The following is a 21,173-nucleotide window of genomic DNA, read 5'->3' on the forward strand; positions in this document are numbered from 1 at the left end:
GCCGTACGACCGGTACGCCCCCGATACGGCGGGCAATCCACCAATGACGAAACTGCGCGCCGACGAACTACGGTACGCGGTCGACGGCGAGACCATCCTCGACGGCGTCTCCCTCGCCGTCGACGCCGGGGAGACGGTAGCCGTCGTGGGGCCCTCGGGAGCCGGGAAGTCCTCGTTTCTCCGTCTGCTCGACCGCCTGGACGAACCGACCGGCGGGACGGTGTACCTCGACGGCACCGACTACCGGAGCCTCGATCCGGAGACGCTACGGAAGCGGGTTGGGCTGGTCCCCCAGCAGCCGGCGCTCCGTGAGGGCACCGTCGTCGAGAACGTCACCATCGGGCCGCGGCTCCGCGGCGAGTCCGTCGGCGACGAGCGGGTCGCCGAGCTGCTCGTCGACGTGGGGCTGGCCGGCTACGCCGACCGCGACGTGTCCGACCTCTCCGGTGGCGAGGCCCAGCGGGTCGCCATCGCGCGGACCGTCGTCAACGATCCGGACGTCCTCCTGCTCGACGAACCGACCGCGAGCCTCGACAGCGAGGCCGAGGCGGCGATCGAACGGTTGCTGACCGACCTGCTCGCGACGGGCGAGCGGACGGCCATCCTCGTGACCCACGACGAGCGACAGGCCGCACGGCTGGCCGACCGCGTGGCCCGCTTCGCCGACGGACGGATCGTCGACGTGGGCGTCCCACGGGAGGTGATCGCGTGATCGCCGTCCCCGACCGGCTGACCGACCCGGTGGTCGTCCGCGGGCTCGTGCAGGTCGCCGCCGCGACGGCGCTCGCGGCCGTCGTCGTCGGCATCTCCTCGCTCCGGAACCTGGACCTGGAGCGGGAACTCGGCGGCTCGTTCGTCCGCGGGTTCGTCCAGGTGCTCGCGATGGGCGCGCTCATCGGCGCGCTCTTCTCCGTCCCGCTGTCGTACTCCGCGCTCCTGCTCGGGGCGATGGTCTGTTACGCCGCCTGGGAGTCGCGCAAGCGCGGCGACGGCGTCCCGAACGCCTTCCGCATCTCCGTACTCTCGCTCGCGCTCGGCTCGACGGTCGTCATCGTGACGATGGTCGCCGCGGGCGCCATCGAACGGACGGTGCGCAACCTCGTGCCCGTGGGTGGGATGATCATCGCCAACGCCATGAAGACCAACTCGCTGACGCTGGATCGGTTCCAGGGCGAGGTGGCGTCGAACCGCGAGGAGATCGAGGCCGTCCTCGCGCTCGGCGTCCCCCCCGAGCGGGCCATCTCGGAGTTCGTCACCGAGTCGGTACGGGCCTCCCTCATCCCCGTCGTCGACGCGATGCGGACGCTCGGGCTGGTGTACATTCCGGGGATGATGTCGGGGATGATCCTCGGGGGCGCCAACCCGATCTACGCCGCCGAATACCAGTTCGTCATCATGGGCATGATCTTCGCCGCGGGCGGGCTGACCAGCATGACGACGAGCCTCCTGCTCGCCCGGGCGGCGTTCACCGACGCCGCCCAGCTCCGGCGGTTCGAACCCGCCGAGACGACGCTGCTCGGGACGCTCCGCGCGGCCGTGAATCGATAGGTTCCGCCGCGATCAGTTCGGTCGAAGACGGATTGCGTCGACTCGCTCCGGAGGGGTGGACCGTTCGATGCGTATCACGACCGCGATTCGGGTGGGACACGTCGACGGCGGCCTGGCGATAACATCGCAGGTGGCCGAGCGGCCGATCGGGTGCGGCCGCGGGTGCCCGGTCAGGCCGACTGGACCGCGTCGAGGACGGCGTCGTAGTCGGGTTCGTTCGTCGGGTCGTCGGCCACCCAACTGTAGGTGACGACGCCGTCGTCGTCGAGGACGAACACGGCGCGGTTGGCGATGCCGTGCAGGCCGAGGTCCGGAATGTCCATCTCCAAGTCGTACGCCCGGATCGTGTCGCCGCCCATGTCGCTCACGAGGTCGAACTCGAGGCCGTGTTCCTCGCGGAACGCCCCCTGGGAGAACGGCGAATCGGCGCTCACGCCGAGGACGGTGGCCCCGGCGTCGTGGAAGTCGTCGAGGTGCTCCTGGAGGGCAAGCATCTCGTTGCGACAGGGCGGGGTGAAGGCCCCCGGGAAAAAGGCGAGGGCCACGGGTCCGTCGCCGAGGTGGTCCGCGAGGTCGAACGATTCGTGTTCGGCGGTGCCGAGCGTGGCCGTGAACGTGGGTGCGGTGTCACCGGTAGAAACCATACGACGCGATACGGGCGCCGCGGACATAAATCCAGGCACGAACGGGAGCGGGCGGCGATCCGGATCCGGGTACTACTAATTGGGGCCCCGCCGTAGCGAGGCCCATGGCCGAGTTCGGCGCCCTCTCGCTCGTACCGCCGCTGTTCGCCATCGGGCTCGCCATCGTCACGCGGAAGGCGGTGTTGTCGCTCTTCCTCGGGGTGTGGTCCGGCGGCGTCATCTTCACCGGCGGCGTGGGCCTGGGGCAGACCTTCGACTGGATCGCAGCCGCCGTCGGCGAGAGTACCTTCCACGCCCAGATCCTCATCTTCACGCTGTTGCTCGGGTCGGCGGTGGCGATGATCTGGCGCCTCGGCGGCTCCCACGCGGTGCGCGACTGGGCCATCGCCCGCCTCGACAGCCGGCGGAAGGTCGGGCTCGTGACCTGGCTGCTCGGGATGCTCCTCTTTTTCGACGACTACGCCAACACGGCGGTCGTCGGGAGCACGATGCGTGACGTCTCGGACCACCTGCACATCTCCCGGGAGAAGCTCTCCTATCTCGTCGACTCGACGGCGGCGCCGGTGGCGACGCTCGCCATCTCCTCGTGGGTCGCCTTCCAGCTCTCGATGATCGAGTCGGGCTACGAGGCGACCGACCTCGCGGCGAGCGAGATCCCCGACGCCTTCGCCGTCTTCCTGCGGTCGATCCCCTACAACACCTACGCCATCCTCGCGGTGGCCATGGTCGGCATCGTCGTCCTGACCGGGCGGGACTACGGCGAGATGCTCACCGCGGAGCGCCGCGCGGCGACGACGGGTGAGGTGACCCGCGAGGATGCCCGGCCGATGCAGGACGTGGCGGCCGAACTCGGCGAGCCGAACGTCGAGGACCCGAAGCTGCTTGCCTTCTTTCTCCCTATCGGGGTCTTGATCGCCATCACCCTGGGATCGGCGCTCTACACCGGGTACAGCCCCGGCGCGTCGCTCTACGATACGATCGTCGACGCGGACTACGCGGTGGCGCTCATCTTCGGATCCTTCGGGATGGTCGCCTCGACGTACGCCATCGGCGTCGTCACCGGGGAGCTCTCGCTCGGCGAGAGCGTCGACACCACCATCGACGGGTTCGGCATCATGCTCACCGCAGTGACCATCCTCGTGCTCGCGTGGGCCATCGGCAACGTCGTCGAGGCGCTCGGCACCGGGGAGTACGTCGGCCGGATCGCAGGGCAGGTGCTCGACCCCGCGCTCCTGCCGGTCGTCGTCCTCTTCACCGCCGCGTTCATCGCCTTCTCGACCGGGAGTTCCTGGGGGACGATGGGTATCGTGACGCCCATCGCCGTCCCGGTCGCCTGGGACCTGACCGGCGGTCACGCCATGGTGGCGGCCGTCGTCGGCAGCGTCTTCTCCGGCGCCATCTTCGGCGATCACGCCTCGCCCATCTCGGATACGACCGTCCTCTCGGCGACCTTCACCGGTGCCGACCTCGTGGATCACGTCCGCACGCAACTGTACTACGCCGTCACCGTCGTCGCCGTCGCGGCCACCCTGCTCGTGATCTGGGGGTACACCCGCGTGAACCCGTGGCTCTTGCTCCCGGTCGGGGTCGTCGCGCTCGTCGGCCTCGTGTACGGCCTCTCGTCGGTCGCCGCGCGGCGACGGGGGATCGACCCGACGGACGTGGCGGGCGCCGAGAGGCGGGCGCCGGTGGAGGACGGCGACGACTGACTCATACGGATTATTGTAACTGGTTGCCGGTGGTTCGCCGGACCGTCTCGGCGAACCACCGGTAATGACTTACAATAAACAGTATCAGACCGGCTCGAACTCGTGGATCGGCCACTCGCGCTCGTGGTCGCGGGCCATGGCCAGCTCGTCGTCGTCGGGCGGGCGGGTCGTGAGCCGAACGCGCGTCCCGATGTCGAGCACGTCGTAGGGGGCGGTGACCCGGCCGGTCAGCCGTGCGCCGGAGTCGAGTTCGACGACGGCGACGGTGTACGGCGCCCGGTCGGCGAGCGCCGGCGGCGGGGTGCGGACCTCGGTGTAGGTCGCCACCTCGCCGGTCCGGGGCTGGGGTTCGGTCCGGAGGTTCCGGCTCCCGCAGGCGTAACACGCCGGCCGCGGCGGGAGCAGACGCGTCCCGCAGTCCGCACAGACCGCGGCGAGCAGGTCGCCCTCGGCGAGCGCGGCGAAGAACCCGGGGAGGGTGAAGGGGCTGTCGGCGGTGAACGCGTCGGCGGTGCGCGGCGGGGTCGTGGGATCGGACGGGTCGTCGGTCATGTGGCGAGGACGTGTGCGACGGTGACGGCGTCGGCGACGCCGCCTTCGTTGATCAGCAGGCCGGTCGTCGCGTCGTCGACCTGTCGCTCGGGCGTCGCGGTGCCCGTGAGTTGTTCGTACACTTCGACCGCCTGGGCGAGGCCGGTGGCGCCGATGGGGTGGCCGCGGGCCTTGAGCCCGCCGCTCGTGCTCAGACGCGTGTCGGTCCAGCCAGCCGAGCGCTCGGCGGGGGGGAGCGCGCTCTCGAAACCCCGGCCGCGTGGCGCCAGCCCCGCGGCCTCGGCGAGCAGCGCCTCCGAAACCGTGAACGCGTCGTGGACTTCGGCCACGTCGACGTCCGCGGGGTCGATTCCGGCGTCCGCGTAGGCGCGGGTCGTCACCTCGTGGGCTCCCTCGACGAAGGAGAGGTTCCGCTCCGCGACGGCGATGTTGTTCGCGCCGGCGGCGACGCCCGCAACCCGGACCGTCCCGCCGGGCAGCGTCGACGCCACGTCGTCGCTCACGACGAGGACGGCGGCCCCACCGTCGGTGAGCGGGGCGCAGTCGTACAGCTTCAGCGGCGGCGCCACGTAGTCCGAGTCGAGGACCGTCTCGACGTCGACCTCGCGGCGGAACTGCGCGCGGGGGTTGGCGACCGCGTTGGCGTGGTTCTTGACCGCGATCCGAGCCAGGTCCCGCTCGGTCGCCTCGGTCTCGTGGAGGTATCGTCGGGCGAGGAGGGCGTACTGGCTCGGCGCCGTGACGCCCGACCGCGCTTCGAGCGCGCGGTCGAACGCGGACGCCAGCGCGGTGGTGGCACCGCCGGTGCCCCCGGCGGTCATCTTCTCGACGCCACAGGCGAGCACCGCGTCCCGCCGGCCGGTTCGCACGTCCTCGACGGCGTGACGGAGCGCCATCGCGCCCGCGGCCGCACAACCCTCGACGCGTTCGGCGGGCACGTGACGCAGACCCGCCCACTCCGCGAGGAGCGTCCCGTACATGATCTGTCCCTCGTAGGATTCGGACTGGTTGCCGACGTACACGGCATCGACGACGTCGGCGGGGTCGGGCAATCCCTCGAACGCCTCGGTGAGGGCGGCCGCGAAGAGGTCCCGGCCCGTGAGGTCGGTGCGGCCGAGCGGGGAGGTCCCCGCGGCCGCGACGTGTGGTTCGGTCACACTCCACACGTCGTTCGCGGGCGAGTTAATCCTAGGCGAGGTGTTCGTCGAAGGACGCCGCGAGGACGTCGATGGCGCCGCCCCCGCGGTCGCGTTCGACCCGGCGGAGTGCCGTCACGACGGCCGGATCGACCGGCGGCGAGCGGACGAAGCGGGCGCTCCCCGTCGCGGTCGCCTCGAGGAACCGGTGGACGGCCGCGCGGGCCGGGGCGGCGGGGACGTCGGTCAGGACGGTCGCCACCAGCCACGCCCACGCCCGGCCCTCGGTCATCGAGAACAGGGAGAGCGCCTCGTCGAACCGGCCGAGGGTGTCGTCGATCCTCGACAGACCCGGCGCGTAGAGGTCGACGAGGGCGGCCTGCTGGGCGTCGACGAGGCGCGCGAGCACGCCGTCGATCCGGTCGTGGTCGGCGCGTTTCGTCGCACGGTCGGGGTCGATCCCGACGTCCCGGAGCGCCAACGCGAGGTCGTAGGTGATGTGCGCGTTGATGCCGAGGAAGGCGTCCTGTGCCACGAGCGCCGAGCCGGCCACGGCCGTCCGGAACGCGACGCGCCACGGGCCCGGGACGACGTCGTGATCGCCGCGCTCGAACGACAGGAGGGCCCGCCGGTAGTGGTCGGCGAAGGTGACGGTGTACCGGCGCAGCCACGCGGGGTCGGCGAAGCGGCCGTCCGCGATGGCCGCCCGGACGGCGGCGGTCATGCGGGTGTAGATCGTGAGAAAGACCGCGCGGCGGTCGCCGGCGGCCCGCAATCGGGATTCGAGGTCGTTCAGGCGCGTGTAGACGTCGTCGACGCCCTCGAACGGCCGCTCTAACCGGTCGACGAGCGCCGGGTCGGTCGCGTGATCGGGGGCGTCCGGCGGCGCCGCCCGGATCCCGCGGACCGCCGCCCGCAGGTGACGGGAATCGAGACGTCGAGCCATCGCGGCGTAGCCGGCCATCGCGTGTCGCAGACGGGCGAGATGCGCAAATAGCTGGCGGCGAAACGGCCGGACACGTCCTGCAGGCGCCGGAATCACTTTGGTGACCGGGTCCCGACCAACCGGTGAAGATGGAGCCATCCATCCGGGTGTTGCACGTCGACGACGATCCGGAGTTCGCCGAGTTGGCTGGCGAGTTTCTGGAACGGGAAGACGAGCGGTTCGACGTCGAGACGGCGACGAGCGCCGCCGCGGGGCTGGACCGTCTCGACGCGGGCGGGATCGACTGTGTCGTCTCCGACTACGACATGCCGGGGCGGAACGGCATCGAGTTCCTGGCCGCCGTCCGCGAGCGACACGGCGACCTCCCCTTCGTCCTCTTCACCGGCAAGGGCAGCGAGGAGATCGCCAGCGAGGCCATCTCGGCCGGCGTCACCGACTACCTGGAGAAAAGCAGCGGGACGAGCCAGTACACCGTCCTCGCGAACCGGATCGCGAACGCGGTCGAGCAGTATCGCTCGCGACGGGAACTCGAAGCCAGCCGCGAGCGCCTCTCGCTGTTCTTCGAGCAGTCGCCGCTCGGGGTGATCGAGTGGAACGACGACTTCGAGGTCGCACGCGTCAACGACGCGGCCCTCGAGATCCTCGGCTACGACGCCGAGGAGCTGCTGGGGAAGTCCTGGGAGTGGATCGTCCCCGAGTCCGAGACCGAACGGGTCGGCGAGGTCGTCGAGTCACTCCTGTCGGACCGCGGCGGCTACCGGAGCGTCAACGAGAACGTCCGCCCGGACGGCGAGCGGATCGTCTGTGAGTGGTACAACCGGGTCGTGACCGACGACGACGGCGACGCCGTCGCCGTCTTCTCGCAGTTCCAGGACGTGACCGAGCGGGAGCGGCGGGCGACACAACTGCGGCGGAGCAGGGCCCGGCTGGAGGCCCTCTTCGAGAACTCGCCCGACATGATCAACGTCCACGACACCGAGGGGAACATCGTCGATCCGAACCCCCGGCTGTGCGAGGAGACGGGGTACGACGCCGACGAACTCACGGGCATGAAGGTGTGGGAGCTGGACGAGTCGGTCGAAGCCGACGAGGTGCGGGCGGTCTGGGAGCGGATGGACGTCGGCGACCGTCGGCGGTTCGAGGGCGTCTATCGTCGTCGCGACGGCTCGACGTTCCCGGTCGCGATCCACCTCAGACGCCTCGATCTGGAGGGTGACGAGCGGTTCGTCGTCATCAGCCGCGACATCTCCGCCCGGAAGGAGTACGAACGCGACCTCCGGGAGACCAAAGAGCGGCTGGATACGGTCGTCTCGAACGTGCCGGTGGTGCTGTTCGCGCTCGACGCCGACGGCACGTTCACGCTGTCGGAGGGTCGCGGCCTGGAGACGCTCGGCCTCGAACCGGGCGAGGTGGTTGGCGAGTCGGCGCTCGATCGCTACGCGGACCAGCCCGACGTGATCGACGCGATCGAACGGGCCCTCGACGGCGAGGTGGTCACCATGGTCCAGAAGATCGGTGAACGGTTCTTCGAGACGGCCTACCAGCCGATCGTCGACGACGGCGCCGTCTCGGAGGTGATCGGCATCGCGGTGGACATCACCGAACGCCGGCGCCGGGAGGCGGAGCTCCGCCGGCAGAACGAGCGCTTGGAGGAGTTCGTCGGCGTCGTCTCCCACGACCTCCAGAACCCGCTGAACGTGGCCGAAGGGCGACTCGAACTGGCGCGCGAGGAGTCCGACAGCGACCACCTCGACGACGCGGCACGCGCGCTCGGCCGGATGGACGAGCTGATCACGGACCTGCTCAGGCTGGCTCGGGAGGGGAAACGGGTGAACGAGATCGAGTCGGTCGCGCTCGCGGACCTCGTCGCGGACTGCTGGCACCACGTCGAGACGCCGGCCGCGGACCTCGTCGTCGAGACGGAACTGACGCTGCGGGGCGATCCGGGGCGCCTCCGACACCTGCTGACGAACCTCCTCCGGAACGCGGTCGAACACGGGTCGACGGACGATGACGTGACCGTCACCGTCGGCACGCTCGACGACGGGCAGGGGTTTTTCGTCGCGGACGACGGGCCGGGGATCCCCGAGGCGAAACACGAGCGGGTCTTCGAGAGCGGCTACTCGACGGACGAGGACGGCACCGGCTTCGGCCTCGCCATCGCCAAGGAAGTCGCCGAGGCCCACGGGTGGTCGATCCGCGTGACCGAGGGGGCGGCCGGCGGGGCGCGTTTCGAGATCACCGACGTCGACGTCGTCGAGTGAGCCGGCGTCAGCGCTCGACGGTCGCCAGCAGGTCGTCGAGCCGGTCGATCGCTTCGCGGATGGCGTCGGCGTCGGTCGCGTAGGAGAATCGGAGGTAGTCGGCCGCCGCGTCGCCGAAGTCCACGCCGGGGGTGACCGCGACGCCGGCCTCCTCCAGGAACAGGTCCGCGACGTCGAGGGCGTCGCCGGGCAGGTCGCTCACGTCCGCCAGCAAGTAGTAGGCGCCCTGCGGGGTGTATCCGAGGTCGAGCCCCCAGTCGGCGACGGCGTCGACGAGCAGGTCGCGGCGCTCGCGGTAGGTCTCGCGGACGGCGTCGAGTCGTTCCGGCGGGGTCTCCAGGGCGGCGACCCCCGCGTCCTGCACGAAGTTGGGGGCACAGATGAGCAGGTTCTGCGCGAGGCGGTTCACCGCGTCGACGAGCGCCGGCGGGACGACCATCCACCCCAGCCGCCAACCGGTCATCGCGAAGCGCTTCGAGACGCCGTCGAGGACGACGGCGTCGTCGGTGTACTCGAGCATCGTGTGGGTCTCGGCGTCGTACGCGAGGCCGTGGTACACCTCGTCGACGACGGGCGTGGCGTCGTGTTCGGCCGCGAGGGTGGCGAGATCCGCGAGCGTCCCGCCGGACATGACGACCCCGGTCGGGTTGGCCGGGGAGTTGAGCAACAGGGCCCGCGTCTCCGACCCCATCGCCCGTTCGAACGCCGACACGCGCGGCCGGAAGCCCTCGGCCGGGCGCAGGGGGACCGTCTCGACGCGTCCGCCGACCGTCCGCACGAAGTTCGGATAGCAGGCGTAGTGCGGGTCGGTGAGGACCACCTCGTCCCCGGGGTCGACGAGCGCCGCCATGGCGAGCAGGAGCGCCGGCGACGATCCGGGGGTGACGACGATCCGGTCGGGGTCGACGTCGACGCCGTACGTCCGGTCGTAGTGGGCGGCGATGGCCCGGCGAAGCGCCGGCTTGCCGCGCGCCGCGGTGTAGTTCGTGTTGCCGGCCCGCAGCGACGCCACGGCCGTCTCGGTCACCCGCTCGGGCGGATCGAAGTCCGGTTCGCCCACCTCCAGATGGATCACGTCGTCGGTGTCGTTCGCTCGCTCCAGCACGTCCATCGCCAGGAACGGGGTCACGTCGCCCGCGCGCTCGGAGACCATCGAGGGACCGTAGGCGGGGGACCGACGAATACGCTCCGGTGTGGGGACGATTGCTCGGCACGCGGGACGGCGGGGAGAAGGGGTCGTCGGGTCGCCGCCCGACTACGTCGGGAGCGAGAGTCGGGACGTCGGGGCCCCGATCACTCGAGGTCGAAGCGGTCGTTGCTCATCACCTTGTGCCACGCGTCGACGAAGTCGTGGACGAACTGCTCCTCGCCGTCGTCGCCGCCGTAGACTTCAGCGATGGCGCGAAGCCGGGCGTTCGACCCGAAGACGAGGTCGAAGCGGGTGGCCTCCCACTCGAGTTCGCCGGTCTCGCGGTCGCGGACCTCGTACAGGTGTTCGCCGTCGGCTTCCTCCCACTCGTAGCCCATGTCGAGCAGGTTCACGAAGAAGTCGTTGGTCAGCGTCTCCGACCCGTCGGTGAAGGCGACGTCGCCGTCGCCGTAGGTCGCGCCCAGTTCGCGCATGCCGGCGACCAGCACCGTCATCTCGGCGGGGGTCAGCCCCAGCAGCTCCGCCTTGTCGACCAGCAGTTCCTCCGGGCTGTCTCCGTAGCCGTCGCCGAGGTAGTTGCGGAACCCGTCGGCCATCGGTTCGAGCGCCTCGAAGGACTCGACGTCGGTCCGTTCCTGCGTGGCGTCGGTGCGGCCCGGTTCGAAGGGGACGTCGACGTCGTAGCCGGCGTTCCGCGCCGCCCGCTCGACGGCCGCGCTGCCGCCCAGGACGATCAGGTCGGCGAGGGAGACACGCACGTCGTCGGACCGCGAGTCGTTGAACTCGGCCTGGATATCCTCCAGCACCTCCAGCACGGTCGCCAGCTGCTCCGGCTCGTTCGCCTCCCAGCTCCGCTGGGGTTCGAGGCGGATGCGGGCGCCGTTGGCGCCGCCGCGTTTGTCGCTGTCACGGTACGTCGACGCCGACGCCCAGGCGGTCTTGACGAGCTGTGCGGTGGACAGCTCCGAGGCGAGGAGCCGCTCCTTGAGCTCGTCGATTTCGGCCTCGCCGATGTGTTCGTAGTCGGCGTCGGGGATCGGGTCCTGCCAGATCATCGTCTCCTCGGGGACTTCCGGGCCGAGGAACCGCTCGGGCGGCCCCATGTCGCGGTGGATCAGCTTGTACCACGCCTTGGCGAACGCCATCCGGAACTCGTTGGGGTTGTCCCGGAACTCCTCCAGAACCTCGCGGTAATCGGGGTCGCGCTTCAGGGCGACGTCGGTCGTCAGCATCATCACGTCCTCCTTGTCCCCGGGGTCCTGAACGCCGGGGGCGGCCCCGTCGAGTTCGTCGTTCTTCGTGGTCCACTGCCACGCGCCGCCGGGACCCTTCTCGGGCTCCCACTCGTAGGTGAGCAGATTGGTGACGTAGCTCAGGTCCCACTGGGTCGGCGTGGCGTTCCACGGACCTTCGATGCCGCTGGTGATCGTATCGGGGCCCTTGCCCTCGCCGAAGTCGTTCTCCCAGCCGAAGCCCTGGTCCTCGATGGGGGCGTCCGTGGGGTCGGGGCCGACGTGTTCCTCGGGGTCGTCCGCGCCGTGAACCTTCCCGAACGTGTGTCCGCCGGCGATGAGCGCGACGGTCTCCTTGTCGTTCATCGCCATGCGGCCGAACGACTCGCGGATGTTCTTGGCCGAGCCCTCGAGGTCCGGCTCGCCGTTCGGCCCCTCGGGGTTCACGTAGATGAGGCCCATCACGGTGTTGCCGAGCGGCGCCTTGAGGCTCCCGTCCTCGTCGAACCGCTCGTCTGCGGACATCTCCCACTCGTCCTCGGGCCCCCAGTCGACGGCATCGTCGGGCTCGAAGTCGTCCTCGCGCCCGCCGGCGAAGCCGAACGTCTCGAAGCCCATCGACTCTAGGGCGACGTTGCCGGCGAGGACGATCAGGTCCGCCCACGAGAGCTTCTTGCCGTACTTCTGCTTGACGGGCCAGAGCAGTCTGCGCGCCTTGTCGAGGTTCACGTTGTCCGGCCAACTGTCGACGGGGGGCAGGCGCTGGTGCCCGCCGGAGGCGCCGCCGCGGCCGTCCGTGGTCCGGTAGGTGCCGGCGCTGTGCCACGCCATCCGGATGAACAGCGGCCCGTAGGTGCCGTAGTCGGCGGGCCACCAGTCCTTCGAGTCCGTTAGCACGTCCTCGATGTCCGCTTTCACCTGCTCGAAGTCGAGTTCCTCGAACGCTTCGGCGTAGTCGAAGTCCGCCCCCTGCGGGTCGACGGTCCGCGCGTTCCGGTCGAGAATCGATAGATCCAGCGCGTCCGGCCACCAGTCCCGTGGGGACCGCCGCCCGCTCCGAATCGCTTGGCCGCCGTCGGCCACGAACGCGTCGTCGTCGGCATCTCCCGTACCGTGAGAGGGTGTGTCGTCCGTCATTACTGTGTCTACCGGAACGTGGACACGGGCGTACTAATCGTTGTTGTTGGCAGATGATGAACGGCGGCGAGGAGTGGGCCGTCGTGGGCTCCGCGGCGGTGGCGACCGGCGGGGGGCGAGGGCGGCGCCTCAGCCGTCGGCGTCCGTCGGCACGCCACCGAGGTTGCCCTCGTCGTCGAACAGTTTGGCGCGGAGGTACCGCGCCCGGTACCGGTTCGCGCCGTCGCTCGTGTCGGCGTCGCGGACCTCGCCCGCCCGGCCGTCGGCGACGGCGTCGATGAGCGTCTCGATCTGTTCTTTCTCGCTCGGCGTCAACTCGAACTCGTAGGTGCGGGACCGCTCGGCCTCCAGTCGCGTCCACTTCCGCGCCGCGGCGATCACCAGCGAACACGGCTCCCGACAGGGGAAGACGCCCGACCCGCCGTCGGGGGTGAGCGCCGTCCCGTCGTCGTACTCCCACTCGCGGCGCTTGAGACACTGGGAGTCGTCACAGCAGGCCTCGGCGACCCAGTTCACGTGCTCGTGGCCCTCGCCCCGGTCCCACGTCTCCACGACGCCGTAGATGCCGGTCTGGCGCGCGACGGCCTCGTGCCAGTGAGTGACGTCGAGTTCCCCCTCGCGCTCGCGGTGCCAGTTGGCGAGCGTCGCCGGGTAGAGGCCGTCGACGGCCCGCACCGCCGCCGCGGGGTCGAGGTCGGCGAAGACCCACCCGTGGGGGAGCGTCGGCGCCGTCGACAGCGGCCGGTAGTCGCCGTCGTCGTCGGTCTTCCGGAGCCGGCGCGCCTCGTGGGGGTCGGTGTGGACGGTCAGCGCCTCGCGGTCGGCGTCGACGTCGTCGACGTGCCGGAGTTCGTAGCGGCGCCGGCCCCCCTCGGTCAGGCGGGCGGTGACGGCGACCTGTCCCCACTCGCGGGTGACGCCGTCGCCCCCGAGTCGCGCGTGACGCTCCGGGGCCGACAGGTCGTCCGCCCGCTCGACCCACCGCAGGAACGCCCAGTCGGGGTCATGCTGGGGGGCGTGCTGGTGCCAGAACAGCCAGTTCTCGACGTGCGCGCGGTGCCGGTCGACGACGTCGTCCAGCGCGGCCGCCGAGAGGCCGTCGTAGCTGGCGTCGGGCACGGCGACGCGAAAGCCGTCGGGCCCGCGTGTGACTTCGAGGCCGTCGAAGTCGACGCCGTCGGCGGCGGCCACCCGGACGGCGTCGGCCGGCGTGGGGTCGGCGTCCGCCATCTCAGTCACCGTCGGCGACGGCCGTCGTCGGAGGCGTGATCCGGACGTCGACGTCGACGTCGGCGCCCGCGTCGGCCGCCCGTTCGAGGACCACGTCGGCCATGAGCGGCTCCGTCCCGATGGCGCCGGCGTACCAGACGTCGTGTCCGTCGAGGCGGGCCGGAACCGGGTAGCCGCCGTCGTCGGCGATGCCCATGTCCTCGGGGATGTCCTCCTGGGTGTGGTAGCCGTCGGCGATGAAGAGGGGGACGACGACGATATCCTCGCTCTCGAAGTGGTCGGTCACGTCGTCGACTTCGGGCTCCTCGTCCATGAACAGCGCTCGGACCTCGGCGAACCGGCCGCCGTCGCGGATGCGGCCGGCGTGGTACTCGATGGCCTTCGCCGAGTTCTCGTTGCGCTTGGTGCCGTGACCGACGACGGCCAGGCCGACCCCGTCGCCGACGTCCGGGTCGCCGGTGACCGTCTCGGCCCGGCGGACGATCACGTCGGTCATCGCGTCGTGTGTCCCGACCGGCCCACAGTAGTGGACGGTCTTGTCCACGTCCGCGGGGCGGAGGGTGACCGAGTCGGCGCTCGTGCCGTCGGACTCCCAGTCCGTGACGTCGAAGTCGAGTCGGAGTTCCCGCGGGATCACCTCCTCGGTGAAGTAGCCCTCGCTGACGAACAGCGGGACGACGTACACCTCGTCGGCGGCCACCGTCCGGAGGGCGTTGCGGAACGAGGGCTCCTCCTTCCAGTAGGCCTCCCGGACCTCGTCGAACGCGCCCGACGCCCGGATGGCGTCGGCGTGGTCCTGTGCCGGCGTGCTCGACCGGGGATTGAGGTGGGAGCCGTGCGCGACGACCAGTAATGCCTCACTCATTACGAGGTCGTACGCTCGTGAGGCTATTAGGCCCTCTGGATGCCGTCGCGTCACGCGAAGACCGTCAGTCGTCGGACATCGTCAACGGATCGGCCGCGGGGGGTCGCCGATCCTCGAACTGCCGAACGGGCCGGCGCCGAACCGGTAGGGAGGGGCCGCTCACGGACGTCACCCGCCGCCGACCTTGTACACCCCACCGGGTCGTCCCTCGGCGTCGCCGTCGAGGTACGCCTCGGCGGCGCGGTCGGCGAAGTAGACGGCGCCGTCGACGACTACCGGCGTGCTCGTCACCTCGCCGACGCCGTCGACCGCCCACGCCCGGTCGCCGGTCCCTTTCTCCAGGGTGTAACAGGAGCCGTCGTAGGAGCCGACGAGGACGTGGTCGCCGGCGACGGTCGGACAGCCGGTGATCCGGCCGCCGGTGTCGAACGTCCACCGCACGGCGCCGGTCGCGGCGTCGAGGGCGTAACACCGCGAGTCGTGGCTCCCGACGTAGACGGTGTCGGTCGCCGCCTCGACGGCCGGCCCGGACATCACGCGGCCGTCGGTCTCGACGGCCCACTCCCGACTGCCGTCGGCGAGGTCGACCCGGTAGACGCGGCGGTCCCAGGAGCCGAAGAAGGCGCTGCCGTCGTGGGTGGCGACGGGGCCCTTGATCGCGTCGCCCGTCTCGAAGGCCCACGCGAACGACCGGTCCGGATAGGTCCAGGCGTACAGGTGACCGTCGTTGGCGCCGACCACCAGCCGTCCGGCCTCGCGGTCGACCGCGGCCGTCGAGTGGGGGTGGTCCGTCGGCCGCCGGTCCTCCCACACCACCTCGCCGGTGACGGCGTCGACGCCGAACATCGCGCCGCTCGGCTCGTAATACTCGACGGCGATGTAGACGACGCCGTCGTGATAGCCCGGACTCGACCCGATGGCGTCGCCGAGCTTCCGGCGCCAGAACCGCTCGCCCGTCTCCAGGTCGAAGGCGTAGAGCGCGCCGTCGTACGCGCCGACGTAGACCGTCCCGTTCGCGAGGGCGGGGGTGCCGTGGATCCCCCGGGCCGTCTCCTCGACGGCGGCGGTCCAGACGACGTCGCCGTCCGGGGTGAACCGCCGAACCTCGCCGGTGTCGCCGGGGACGACGACGTCGCCGTCCGGGGTGGGGACGGGACTGGCCTTCGCGGCCGTGTGATCGCCCGTGTTCACGCCACGGTGGACCCACTCGACGGTCGGATCGGTGGGCACCGTCGCGTCGGGAAAGATCCCCTGGCGCCGGGGGCCGCCCCGGAACTGGGCTGTCGCGCCCGTCGAGGGCGGGCGGCCGTCGTCGTCGATCGGCTCGGGGTCGGTCCGCGGGGCGGCGAGACACCCGGTCACGGCGCCGGTCAGGGCGAACGCCGCGGTGCCGAGGACGGCGCGTCGGGAACGAGGTGGCATACGTATCGGGTGTACGACGGAGGGACATACGCTTTGTCCGCACGAGCCGCGAGTCCCCGACGTGGAGCGAGCTGTCGGGTGGTGTCGGGAGAATAGTCCCACCAGGATTCGAACCTGGGTCGAAGCCCCCAGAAGGCTTCAGGATTGGCCGCTACCCCATGGGACTGACCGATCCGGAGTCGGCGTCCGGTGACACCCGTCAGTACCCACGAAACGCATATGAGTGTTGCGAAGTCGCTCGGCGACCGACGGGGCCGACGCCTCGGGGTCGTCGGGTCCGGCGTTCCGTGGCGTCGACGGGACGGCCGCGACGGGACGGCGCTCAGTCGTCGATCCCGAGCAACCGGATCACGTGCGCGAAGCTCAGCAGGTGGTCCGCACGGTCGAGTTCGCCGTCGCCCGGATCGAGGGCGGCGACGGCGTCGGCGACGCGGTCGGCGAGGGTCGCCGCGGCGTCCTCGCCGAGCCAGCCCAGCGCGCGGTAGCGGCCGATGGCGTCCCGGGTCGGCGCCTCGCCCGCGGTCCGGACGAGGTAGGCGATCCAGTCGCGCCCGACGCGGCGGGCCGCGGGCGCGTCCGGGAACGCAGGGAGGTAGGGTCGCTCCCCGAGGGCGGCGGGGTCGACGCCGCCGATGGCGACCAGCCGTTCGCACTGTGCGCGGGAGGGCTCGTCCGGCGCGGCCGGCCGGTAGCCCGATCCCTCGACCGGCGGGAGGCTGACCCCCGTACCCGCGTCGGCGTCGTCGACGCCGGCGAGCGAGCGGAGTTCGTTCGCGTCGTACTCCGACGGATCGAACACGGGGGTAGTTCGGTCGGGACCGTCCAAGGCTCTTTGGGCGGGGACGCCCGACGACGATAGCAGATACAATTGCCGCTATCTCGGAGAGAGGGGAACGGATAGAACCAGCGATCGTCGGATAGAAGAGACGAAGCCAGCGATTTCGACAGTTTGGATCGATACGGAGTACGGACCAGCCTTGCCAGTTCCCGGCGGGTTATACAGACGTATCCACTACCACGGACATGACGCAGATTTCACGCCGAACCTATCTCGCGGGGGCCGGTGCCGCGGTGACGGCCGGGTTCGCCGGCTGTACGGGCGGCGATGGCGGTGTCGACTCGGTGTCGGTGGCGTACATGCCGATCTTTCCCGATCTCCAGTACTTCGTGATGGAATCGGAGGGTTACTTCGAGAACGTCGACGCGAGCATCGAGAGCCGGGAGTTCACCGACGGGCCCGCCATCGTGCAGGCGTACGGCGGGGGCGAACTCGACGTGGCGATGTTCGGCATCGTCCCGTCGATGATCGTCATCGACCGCGGCATCCCGGCGAAAGTGACCGCCGCGAACATCAAGGAACCCATGGCGATCATGGCCCACGAGGACCTCGGAGGGCTGTGGGACGAACACGGGGCCGACGCCTTCGCCGCGTGGCGCGAGGAGCGGGGGCGGAAGTTTCGGTTCGGGACCTTCCCGCAGGGGTCGGTCCCGGACGTTCTCCTCCGCTACTGGCTCCAGCAGGAGGGGGTCGACGAGTCGGCGGTCGACATCATCGAGATCAACGGCGCGAACGCCGTCTGGCAGGCCATCGCCAACGGCGAGGTCGACGGCGCGTCGATCATGGAACCGGTGCCGACGCGGGCCGCTCAGGAGGACGTGCCGATCGGAACGTTCCGAACCGCCGCCGAGATCATGCCCGGACAGCCCGCGGCGGTGACGCTGATGAGCGACGGGATTCGGGGAACGCCGATCGCCCGGCAGTTCCTCGAACAGCACGTCCGCGCGACTGAGTTCATCCGGGAAGAACCCGAGGCGACGGCCGAAATCGTCGAGTCGAGCATCGGTATGGCGGCGGAGCAGGCGCGTTCGGCGCTCCAGGGACCGCTCTCGAATTTCGTCACCGATCCCCGGGAGATCGAAAACGGGACGGAGATCTTCGCCCGGTTCGCGAACGAGAACGGACAGATCGACCAGGAACTGTCGCTCGAACGGATCTTCGATTACAGCGTCTACGAGGAGCTATGAACGGCCGCGTACGGGGTGAGCGATGGCGATCGACGTGACCGAGGAGGTCGACGTCGAGGACGGGACGGCGGGCGACGGTCTCGCAGTCCTCGACTGGCGGCGGGCACTCCGGGGGCTCGGCGGCGTCGGCGTCTTCCTCGCGCTCTGGACCGCCGCCTCCCTCACCCAGCCCGCGTACGTCCTCCCGAGCCCGTTCGTCGTCGCGGGGACGTTCTACGAACAGACGGCGAGCGGGGAGGTGTTCGTCGCGCTCGGCAACAGCGTCCTCCACTGGATTCCCGGAGCGGTGACGGGGACCGGTCTCGGGATCGCGGCCGGGATCGCGCTGGCGTGGAGCCCGTACGTCGACGACGTCTCCTCGCCGATCGTGCGGATGCTCCGTCCCGTGCCCCCGCTCGCGCTGATCGGCTTCGCCATCGCCTGGTTCGGCATCAACCACGCCGGTGCGGCCTTCATCATCGCGGTCGGCGCATTCTGGATCAACTTCTACGCCACCTACGGGGGCGTCGAAGGCGTCTCCGAGGATCTGCTGGACGTTGCCCGTAGCCTCGGCGTCCAGGGGGACCTCGAACTCATCCGGACCGTCGTGGTCCCGGCGTCGCTCCCCGAGATCACGACCGGGATCCGGACGGGGATCGGCCGCTGCTGGATGCTCGTCGTCGCCTCCGAGATCTTCGGCGTCGCCGGCATCGGCCGGCGTATCCTCCGGGCGTCGAACAACCTCCAAGTCGACGTCGTCATCACCTACATCCTCGTGTTGAGCCTGATGTATCTGCTCGTGGACGTCGCCTTTCGGGCGCTCCAACGGAGGGCGCTGGCGTGGCGGTGAACGACGCCGACGCACGCGTCCGCATCGACGGCGTCGGCAAGCGGTTCGAGGGCGGGGATGGACCCGTGCAGGCGCTCGATGACGTCTCCTTTGCCGTGGCCGAAGGGGAGTTCGTCTGTCTCGTCGGCCCCTCGGGATGCGGAAAGACGACCCTGTTTCGCATCATCGCCGGCCTCGAACCGCCGACGACGGGGAGCGTCTCACTCGACGGCGAACGGGTCGACGGCCCCAGCACGGACCTCGGTCTGGTTTTTCAGGAGTATCACCTGTTCCCGTGGCGCACCGTCGCTGGCAACGTCGGGTTCGGACTGGAGCGCGGGGACGTCCCGGCCGAGACGCGCGAGCGACGCGTCCGTGACCTGCTCGACCTGGTCGGCCTGGACGGGTTCGCGGACAGCTATCCGCGCGACCTCTCCGGCGGCATGAAACAGCGGGTCGCGCTAGCCCGTGCACTCGCGGTCGATCCGAGCCTCCTCCTGATGGACGAGCCGTTCGGCGCCGTGGACGCACAGACGAAGAAGATGCTCCAGGACGAACTGCTCGACATCTGGGCGGAGACCGGAAAGACCGTCCTCTTCGTCACCCACGACGTCGAGGAGGCGGTCAAACTCGCCGACCGTGTGGTCGTCATGGCGAAGGATCCGGGGCGGATCCGGGAGATCGTCGAGGTGGACATCGAGCGCCCGCGGAGTCGGTCCGACGAGGCGTTCGGGGACGTCTACCGGCGTATCCTCGACCTCATCGAGACGTGAGTCGGCTGCCGTCGGTCGGAACCCGGAGCGTCGCGACGGTCCCCCGTGGCTCCCGGTCGGCGTACGTCGGATCGGCGCCGAGCGCCCCGGCCGCCCAGTGGACGATCCACAGGCCGAGGCCGGAGCCGTGGCTGAGGTCCGTCTCCTCGCCGGCTTCGACCGCCTCGAGTTCGGCGTCGGGGATGCCGGGGCCGTCGTCGAGGACGCGCACGAGCAGCGTCCCGTCGGCCCGCTCGACGACGACGCGGGCCCACGCACCCCCGTCCGCCCGCTCGACGCCGTCGCCGTCGTGGTGCCGGACCGCGTTCTCGAGGAGGTTCTCGACGACCGCGACGAGCGCGCGCTTCGACAGGGACGCGGTGACGGCGGCACGGGTGTCGAGGGCGACGTCGGCGTCGGGATAGCGCTCGCGGACGTCGGCGACGACGGGGTCGAGACACGCGGTGACGTCGACGTCTTGGGGACGCTCGCCGTCGATCAACCGCTCGACCGTCCGTGCCTTGTCGCCGAGGGCGGCGAGGGCGGCGGCACGGCGCTCGATGGCGTCGGCCATATCGCGGGTCGCGTCGTCGTTCACCCGATCGACCAAGATATCGGCGTAGCCGTGGACGACGCCGGCGTCGTTCCGGAGGTTGTGTCGGAGGACGCGGTTGAGGACTTCGAGTTGCTGGCGGCGGCGTTCCCGCTCGGTCACGTCCGAACAGACGACAGTCCAGCCGACGTGGGTGCCGCTCGGATCCCGGAGCGTGGACGTCGACACCGCGTACGTCCGACGCTCGCCGCCGACGGTCGACTCGATGGTCGCCGGCTCCGGATCGCCGTCGTCGCCGACGGCGACGCCGAGTAGCTCGGTAAGTGGGGCGTCGAGGGGGTCGGTGCCGACGTCGGCGACGAACGCCGCCCCGGCGGCCGCGTTGTACCTGACGACCCGGCGCTCCCGGTCGACGACGACGATCGGGTCGGCGAGGTCGTCGATGGCGGTCCGCTCGGCCGCGCGGACGGTCGTCGGATCCCGCTCGAACAGTTCGGCGCGGCCGAAGGCGTAGGCGTCGAGGGCGACGTGCGGGACGAACATGATCGGCGCGAGGTTCAGCTGGGGGATCGGGCCGACGCCGCCGGCCCAGGCGAGCAGGGCGAAGCCCGGTGGGAGCGCGCTGACGGCGACGGCGGCCGTCTCGCGGCGGTAGAGCGGCCCGTAGTTGAGGAAGGTGTCGACGAGGAGAACGACCCCGACGGTGACCGCGAGCGTCGCGCCCCCGATGGTCAGGTACGCGGCGGGTTCGAGGACGTACGTCGCCGTCGCGACGCCGAAGACCGGATCGAGGCGGAAGCCGGTCCACATCGCGCCGTGGAGCGGGTTCGTGACGACCAGTGCCGTCGCGACGACGCCGAGAGCGGCCACGGTTCCGAACGCCGGGCCGGAGACGACGTCGCCCCGACCCGTGTATTCGAGCGCGAACGCTAGGAAGGCGAGACCGGTCCAGACGGTGCCGATCCAGACGACCTGTTCGAGCGCCACCCGGACCGTTGGGTCGGAGGTCAGCAGGGCGGTGCCGTAGGCGCCACACCACACCGACTGCGCGAGGAGGACGCCGAGGAACCACGTCGCACCCGGCCGGTCGCGGTAGTCGAGGACGTACCGCGCGAGCACGAGGGTCCCGGCGACGGCCGCGAACGAGCCGACCGCGGGCCAGGCGGTGACCGTACCGGCGAGTGCCATACGCGGGGTGGT

The 21,173-nt window shown here is 70.6% G+C and carries 18 protein-coding genes; 7 read left to right on the forward strand and 11 right to left on the reverse strand.

Annotation, left to right across the window (positions count from 1 at the left end):
* Positions 1-43: 43 nt before the first annotated feature.
* A complete protein-coding gene (locus EI982_RS12365) occupies positions 44-712 on the forward strand; it encodes an ABC transporter ATP-binding protein (protein ID WP_157689991.1) in 669 nt (222 codons plus the stop codon).
* Complete coding sequence (locus tag EI982_RS12370) at positions 709-1,548, forward strand: ABC transporter permease (protein ID WP_199243614.1); 840 nt, start codon at positions 709-711, stop codon at positions 1,546-1,548. Before EI982_RS12365 ends, EI982_RS12370 begins: the two co-directional genes overlap by 4 nt.
* Positions 1,549-1,718: 170 nt before the next feature.
* Here EI982_RS12370 and EI982_RS12375 read toward each other — a convergent pair whose 3' ends face one another.
* A complete protein-coding gene (locus EI982_RS12375) occupies positions 1,719-2,192 on the reverse strand; it encodes a redoxin domain-containing protein (RefSeq protein ID WP_157689992.1) in 474 nt (157 codons plus the stop codon).
* Between the two features lie 104 nt (positions 2,193-2,296).
* Here EI982_RS12375 and EI982_RS12380 point away from each other — a divergent pair, with 104 nt between their 5' ends.
* Complete coding sequence (locus EI982_RS12380) at positions 2,297-3,901, forward strand: Na+/H+ antiporter NhaC family protein (protein ID WP_157689993.1); 1,605 nt, start codon at positions 2,297-2,299, stop codon at positions 3,899-3,901.
* 84 nt (positions 3,902-3,985) lie between these two features.
* Here the strand turns inward: EI982_RS12380 and EI982_RS12385 are convergent, their stop codons facing one another.
* Genes EI982_RS12385 through EI982_RS12395 form a run of 3 tightly spaced genes read right to left on the reverse strand, consistent with a single transcriptional unit; the run spans position 3,986 to position 6,553 of the window.
* Positions 3,986-4,453: a Zn-ribbon domain-containing OB-fold protein gene (locus EI982_RS12385; RefSeq protein ID WP_157689994.1), complete on the reverse strand. Its 468-nt coding sequence runs from the start codon at positions 4,451-4,453 to the stop codon at positions 3,986-3,988.
* Positions 4,450-5,610: a thiolase C-terminal domain-containing protein gene (locus EI982_RS12390; protein ID WP_157689995.1), complete on the reverse strand. Its 1,161-nt coding sequence runs from the start codon at positions 5,608-5,610 to the stop codon at positions 4,450-4,452. The genes EI982_RS12385 and EI982_RS12390 overlap by 4 nt, the downstream gene beginning before the upstream one ends.
* Positions 5,611-5,641: 31 nt before the next feature.
* Positions 5,642-6,553 carry a DUF5995 family protein gene (locus tag EI982_RS12395; protein WP_157689996.1) on the reverse strand — a complete coding sequence of 304 codons (912 nt, stop codon included), beginning with the start codon at positions 6,551-6,553 and terminating at the stop codon, positions 5,642-5,644.
* 110 nt (positions 6,554-6,663) lie between these two features.
* On the opposite strand from EI982_RS12395, the gene EI982_RS12400 reads away from it, so the two are divergent.
* Positions 6,664-8,799, forward strand: coding sequence for a PAS domain S-box protein (locus tag EI982_RS12400; RefSeq protein ID WP_157689997.1), 2,136 nt, complete (start codon positions 6,664-6,666; stop codon positions 8,797-8,799).
* 7 nt (positions 8,800-8,806) lie between these two features.
* On the opposite strand, the gene EI982_RS12405 is transcribed toward EI982_RS12400, so the two are convergent.
* From EI982_RS12405 to EI982_RS12430, 6 genes are all read right to left on the reverse strand, one after another.
* The gene (locus EI982_RS12405; protein ID WP_157689998.1) at positions 8,807-9,952 is read right to left on the reverse strand and encodes a pyridoxal phosphate-dependent aminotransferase; all 1,146 of its coding nucleotides are present in this window, start codon (positions 9,950-9,952) and stop codon (positions 8,807-8,809) included.
* Between the two features lie 140 nt (positions 9,953-10,092).
* Positions 10,093-12,318 carry a catalase/peroxidase HPI gene (gene katG / locus EI982_RS12410; RefSeq protein ID WP_157689999.1) on the reverse strand — a complete coding sequence of 742 codons (2,226 nt, stop codon included), beginning with the start codon at positions 12,316-12,318 and terminating at the stop codon, positions 10,093-10,095.
* A gap of 129 nt (positions 12,319-12,447) precedes the next feature.
* The gene (locus tag EI982_RS12415; protein WP_157691186.1) at positions 12,448-13,548 is read right to left on the reverse strand and encodes a DR2241 family protein; all 1,101 of its coding nucleotides are present in this window, start codon (positions 13,546-13,548) and stop codon (positions 12,448-12,450) included.
* Between the two features lies 1 nt (position 13,549).
* Complete coding sequence (locus EI982_RS12420) at positions 13,550-14,413, reverse strand: CbiX/SirB N-terminal domain-containing protein (RefSeq protein ID WP_157690000.1); 864 nt, start codon at positions 14,411-14,413, stop codon at positions 13,550-13,552.
* Between the two features lie 168 nt (positions 14,414-14,581).
* Entirely contained in the window at positions 14,582-15,835 is a 1,254-nt protein-coding gene (locus EI982_RS12425; RefSeq protein WP_157690001.1) for a BamB-related PQQ repeat family beta-propellar protein, read from the reverse strand.
* 322 nt (positions 15,836-16,157) lie between these two features.
* The gene (locus EI982_RS12430; RefSeq protein WP_157690002.1) at positions 16,158-16,634 is read right to left on the reverse strand and encodes a FlaD/FlaE family flagellar protein; all 477 of its coding nucleotides are present in this window, start codon (positions 16,632-16,634) and stop codon (positions 16,158-16,160) included.
* Positions 16,635-16,858: 224 nt separating this feature from the next.
* Here EI982_RS12430 and EI982_RS12435 point away from each other — a divergent pair, with 224 nt between their 5' ends.
* The 3 genes from EI982_RS12435 to EI982_RS12445 are packed head-to-tail and all read left to right on the forward strand — an operon-like array spanning position 16,859 to position 19,441.
* Positions 16,859-17,860, forward strand: coding sequence for an ABC transporter substrate-binding protein (locus EI982_RS12435; protein ID WP_157690003.1), 1,002 nt, complete (start codon positions 16,859-16,861; stop codon positions 17,858-17,860).
* Between the two features lie 22 nt (positions 17,861-17,882).
* Positions 17,883-18,689 carry an ABC transporter permease gene (locus EI982_RS12440; protein ID WP_157690004.1) on the forward strand — a complete coding sequence of 269 codons (807 nt, stop codon included), beginning with the start codon at positions 17,883-17,885 and terminating at the stop codon, positions 18,687-18,689.
* Complete coding sequence (locus tag EI982_RS12445) at positions 18,680-19,441, forward strand: ABC transporter ATP-binding protein (protein WP_157690005.1); 762 nt, start codon at positions 18,680-18,682, stop codon at positions 19,439-19,441. Before EI982_RS12440 ends, EI982_RS12445 begins: the two co-directional genes overlap by 10 nt.
* Here EI982_RS12445 and EI982_RS12450 read toward each other — a convergent pair.
* On the reverse strand, positions 19,428-21,161 hold the full coding sequence (locus EI982_RS12450; RefSeq protein ID WP_157690006.1) for a sensor histidine kinase: 1,734 nt from the start codon (positions 21,159-21,161) through the stop codon (positions 19,428-19,430). The genes EI982_RS12445 and EI982_RS12450 overlap by 14 nt on opposite strands.
* Between the last annotated feature and the right edge of the window lie 12 nt (positions 21,162-21,173).

It is taken from the genome of Haloplanus salinarum (assembly GCF_009762275.1).
Lineage (GTDB): Archaea > Halobacteriota > Halobacteria > Halobacteriales > Haloferacaceae > Haloplanus > Haloplanus salinarum.

What these genes read in the sequence shown, in the direction of transcription:
- EI982_RS12380 (WP_157689993.1), top strand. Translation starts at nt 2,297, where the DNA reads ATGGCCGAGTTCGGCGCCCTCTCGCTCGTACCGCCGCTGTTCGCCATC.
- EI982_RS12400 (WP_157689997.1), top strand. Translation starts at nt 6,664, where the DNA reads ATGGAGCCATCCATCCGGGTGTTGCACGTCGACGACGATCCGGAGTTC.
- EI982_RS12375 (WP_157689992.1), bottom strand. Translation starts at nt 2,192, where the DNA reads ATGGTTTCTACCGGTGACACCGCACCCACGTTCACGGCCACGCTCGGC.
- katG (WP_157689999.1), bottom strand. Translation starts at nt 12,318, where the DNA reads ATGACGGACGACACACCCTCTCACGGTACGGGAGATGCCGACGACGAC.
- EI982_RS12415 (WP_157691186.1), bottom strand. Translation starts at nt 13,548, where the DNA reads ATGGCGGACGCCGACCCCACGCCGGCCGACGCCGTCCGGGTGGCCGCC.
- EI982_RS12365 (WP_157689991.1), top strand. Translation starts at nt 44, where the DNA reads ATGACGAAACTGCGCGCCGACGAACTACGGTACGCGGTCGACGGCGAG.
- EI982_RS12425 (WP_157690001.1), bottom strand. Translation starts at nt 15,835, where the DNA reads ATGCCACCTCGTTCCCGACGCGCCGTCCTCGGCACCGCGGCGTTCGCC.
- EI982_RS12405 (WP_157689998.1), bottom strand. Translation starts at nt 9,952, where the DNA reads ATGGTCTCCGAGCGCGCGGGCGACGTGACCCCGTTCCTGGCGATGGAC.
- EI982_RS12420 (WP_157690000.1), bottom strand. Translation starts at nt 14,413, where the DNA reads ATGAGTGAGGCATTACTGGTCGTCGCGCACGGCTCCCACCTCAATCCC.
- EI982_RS12385 (WP_157689994.1), bottom strand. Translation starts at nt 4,453, where the DNA reads ATGACCGACGACCCGTCCGATCCCACGACCCCGCCGCGCACCGCCGAC.
- EI982_RS12450 (WP_157690006.1), bottom strand. Translation starts at nt 21,161, where the DNA reads ATGGCACTCGCCGGTACGGTCACCGCCTGGCCCGCGGTCGGCTCGTTC.
- EI982_RS12395 (WP_157689996.1), bottom strand. Translation starts at nt 6,553, where the DNA reads ATGGCCGGCTACGCCGCGATGGCTCGACGTCTCGATTCCCGTCACCTG.
- EI982_RS12435 (WP_157690003.1), top strand. Translation starts at nt 16,859, where the DNA reads ATGACGCAGATTTCACGCCGAACCTATCTCGCGGGGGCCGGTGCCGCG.
- EI982_RS12440 (WP_157690004.1), top strand. Translation starts at nt 17,883, where the DNA reads ATGGCGATCGACGTGACCGAGGAGGTCGACGTCGAGGACGGGACGGCG.